The 3,784-nt window shown below is 63.1% G+C and carries 3 protein-coding genes and 1 pseudogene; all 4 read right to left on the bottom strand.

The genetic code is table 11. From position 1 onward, the window contains the following. On the bottom strand, window positions 1–647 hold a 647-nt coding region (gene gjpA, locus BN4346_RS46825), incomplete at its 3' end, for an outer membrane porin GjpA (protein WP_154677699.1). 824 nt (window positions 648–1,471) lie between these two features. Beyond that, on the bottom strand, window positions 1,472–1,864 hold the full coding sequence (locus BN4346_RS46820) for a MarR family winged helix-turn-helix transcriptional regulator (RefSeq protein WP_235653835.1): 393 nt from the start codon (window positions 1,862–1,864) through the stop codon (window positions 1,472–1,474). Between the two features lie 498 nt (window positions 1,865–2,362). After that, window positions 2,363–3,043 carry a hypothetical protein gene (locus BN4346_RS46815; protein WP_154677698.1) on the bottom strand — a complete coding sequence of 227 codons (681 nt, stop codon included), beginning with the start codon at window positions 3,041–3,043 and terminating at the stop codon, window positions 2,363–2,365. 136 nt (window positions 3,044–3,179) lie between these two features. Next, window positions 3,180–3,784, bottom strand: a pseudogene (locus BN4346_RS46810) (hypothetical protein); the annotation flags it as partial.

Genomic DNA, 3,784 nt, shown 5'->3' with positions numbered 1-3,784 from the left:
GCCTCAATCGCCGGGATCACACTGTCGAGGTTGAGGGTGGCGCCGTTGAAGAAGGCACCAAACATGTTGGCCAACGTGGTGTTGAAGTCATCGCCGGCGGTCATGCTGTTCATCAAAGCGATCCACGGGCTGATTCCCGGGCCCAGATCGCCCATGATGATCCCGCTCGCCGGTGACGCCAAGAAGTCGATAACCGCGGTAATGGTCGAAGCCTCATCGGCCGGCAGGTAGCCGGGAACCTCGGTGAAGAGGAACCAATGTCCAAGCCCGTTGAGATCGCCCGGTATTCCGTCGAGGGTGTGCGCGACCACCGTCTCTGTGGTGGCGCTCGTGGCCCCCTGCAGCGTGTAGCCCGTTAATACCGCCGCCAGGTTGTTCTGCATGTCGTTGCTGATGCTGGTGACGGTGCTGCTGGTTGGGGAGTTGACGAAGTCCTGCAGATAGCCGGACAGGTTGACGGCCAACTGCTGCTGCGCCACAAAAGGAGCGGAGGCGAAGTTGTTGAGCAGGGTGGCACCGTTATAAGCCCCGGTGCTGAACTGATCGATCCACGGCGCCAACAGATCCGGCAGTGAACCACTGTCTGCGGCAAGAGCTATGTCGACGGGCGCACCGGGTGAATGCCCGACAGTTGCCGGCGTAGACACGACGAAGCCGGCGCCCAAAACCAGGACACCGGCAATTGCGCAGCGACGAAACTTAGCTACACCAGGAAGCGCCCCCCCCCGCAGTCAGGGAAAGGGCACCACGAGAGGCGGGGCCAAACTCAGTTAAGGGAGGAAGCGCCCCCCCCCCCCCGTCGAAATCGCGACGTCGCGCGAGGACGCGTGGATGTTGTGCTGACGAACCATGAATGTTGCCCCTTCTTCACTGTGACCGGTGGACGGACTCGATGTCAGCGCTGAACCAACCCGTACCGAAGCGACAGCAGTGCTAGCGGATGCCAGGTGCACAATGCCTCCTCGGGTGGGTGTCGGCTCAGGCAAGCTCAAGGTGGTGTCGAGTAGACCTGAGAAGCCCAACCTTTTCGAGAGCCGCGTCGCGATTCACCGCCACAGCTGGCCCAATAGCTATCGCAGGTAAGACGCAAAACCACATGTCAGTGGCGGTGTGATGGCCGTCATCGCAAACTCCTAAAACTGCCGTAGTAGTTCAAACGTAAACGGTCGGGCCGGCGCCCCGAAATGCATGTCCGCGCACCGTAGATAGTTCGCTATAACAGAGTTAATCGATTGTTGGAAAACCGATTAAGTAGTTTAATCCGTTAGCTGTATCGACCAACTGCCCACGGAATGTTCGTGCGCTCCTCCCCACCGGCCACCTCAGCGCAACACACCGAGAAGCCCGACACCTGATCACAGGTGAAGGATTCGCTTGGCGTGGGCGCCCCTCGCCCACAGCCATTCACTCAGCTAGACGCGCCGGGTAAGTGGGGCCGTCGATAGCCAGTGCCGGCATAGGAGGCACCCGGTCACGGCCTGGCTGTTTTCAGTCCGTCGCCGATGTGGCGGCAGGTGGTGGCCACGGCAGCAATCTGCGGGTGGGTCAGCGGGCCGAGGAAGTGGGTGCGGACCGTATTGGCGTAGGTGATCAGCGCTTGCTCTACCAATGTTTTCCCCGCTTCGGTGATGACGGCGACGACGCGGCGGCGATCCTGCGGGTCCATCATCCGCGCCAGCAGGCCGCGTTCTTGAAGACGCCGGATGTGGCGGGTCAGTCGGCTGGGCAGTAGCGCCACAGCATCAGCCAGTTCAGCCAGCTGAACAGTTCCACCCGGGGAGTTGGCCAGCAGATCCAGCAGCTGCACATCGGTCAGCGAAAGCTGATGAGCATCGAGCAGTTCGCGGTTGAGCAGGGTGCTCATGCGTAAGACGGTCGCCAGATAGTTCTGCCAGGACTTGTGTTCAGCCCCATCCAATTCCGGTTCCCCGCGGGCGGTTCGGCCGGGGAGGAAACCGGTCATCACCCCCGACACTTTCCGTAGATCATGCGTGGGATACCCGCTGCCGGCGGGCTGTCACGGGTTCGGGGAGCGTGACGACGTTGACCGGCCGCCGTTGACCGGCCGAGCCGAGGGATGCGGGTACCTGCCAATGCGCGAGCGCGCCGAGGTCGCTGTCCAGCGGCACGCGCCACGGCAAAGGTGGTGCCGCATCGGCCCCTGGAGCCACCGGCGCATGCTGGCAGTTGAGAAAACGCTGCCCAAACTGGAGACGTGCTGCTTGCCGAAAAATGGAGCAGCCCCTGGGTGCCGTAGCTGTCACCAGGGGCCAGATCAACTGTCAGGTATACATCCCGAGGGTTGATTCCTTGCTCGTAGCCAGCGTAACACCCTGCGGCCACCAGATTCATCCCTTGCTCCTCATAGGGCTGGGTCGACGAAGTGAACCGCGTGGCGCACCGGCGAAAATAGCGAGTCGTCGCCGTGCGTGAACGTCCGCCGGTAGGCCAACGAGATAAGGTCGGGCAGCCACAGTAGGTGCTCGTATTTCGGTGACGTCAGCACCGTTTGCATCGAGCGGTGGATGAGGCCTTCAGCCCGCATCTGCTGGATGTTCTTGCGGTCGAGATTGCTGAGGTTCCTCGGATTGCGTTCCTCGATCACCAACAGTGAGACAGGCGCCTGCAAGGGCGCTATACCGGCGGACAGTCGGGTGGCCACCGCGCGTAAACAGTCGCGGCGGGCATTTTCCAGGTCGGTGTCGGCGTCGTCCACCCTGATGTGATGAGCGATCACACAGATTTCGTTGCCGCTGCCGAGAAAGTCCAGCATCGCGTGAGCCCTTCTGCGGCCGTCCTCGGTGAGCAGCTGGTCGGTGGTGTGCCAGAACGTGCTACCGGCCAACTCACGCAGCCCATTACGTAGGGGCCGCATCTCGTCACGTTCCACCAGGACTGCGGTGACCACGTAAAACCGGTCGCCGACAAGGGCGGCGCGGTGAAATGTCTCGTCGACGTAGGCCACCGCGCCAGCGGTGTTGGCGTAGGCCTTCTCCAACACCGGATGCGAGGGCGCGTGCCGACCGCGACAGGGTGGCGTCACGCGCCGGGGCCGTCGGACGTCATGCCGCGAAGCTACGTTCAGACACCGACATCCGTGCGGTCTGGAGACATCATCGAGGCTGGCCCACAAGACACCCGCATGAGGATTGGATTCTGCATCGAGGCCGACGACGGGTTCAGGCATGTTGGCATAGCTGCTGCTGGCGGGCCATTACGGGTTCGGTGAGCGTGTCGAGGTCAGCCTGCCGCGGTGTGCGGGCTGCGCCGAGGGATGCCGGTGCGTGCCAGTGCGCGAGCGCGTCGAGGGTGCCATCGAGGTACTGGCAGCGGCATAGTCCCCGGCGGACCTGCCCGCCAGCGGCGGTGGGCAGCCGCAACGGCTCCAGTAACAGGATCGAATCCGCTTGAACACCATGAGATTCCGACAGTGCCGATTGGATCGCTGGCACCAGCATGGCCAGTTCCGTCTCCCCGACCGGGCAGCTGACCTCCTGCACCACCACCAGGTGTTCGCAGTCATCGGCGAACACCGCACCCCGCCCCGTCAACAGCACCGCGTGACACTGCTGCACGGTGGCTTCCAGCTCGCTCGGGTAGTAGTGCACCCCCGCGAGCACCACCACATCCGGCAGCCGCCCGGTAAGGAACAATTCCCCAGCCCGCAGGAAGCCGCGATCCCCGGTCCGCAGAAACGGCCCCTCACCACTACCAGCGAGGAATGCCTCGAAAATCTGATCACTCTGCCGGGGGGCACCCCAATAACCCTGCGCCACCCCGGGCC

It is taken from the genome of Mycolicibacter icosiumassiliensis, from assembly GCF_900078685.2.
Lineage (GTDB): Bacteria > Actinomycetota > Actinomycetes > Mycobacteriales > Mycobacteriaceae > Mycobacterium > Mycobacterium icosiumassiliensis.
This window is presented reverse-complemented; position numbering and strand designations above follow the sequence as displayed.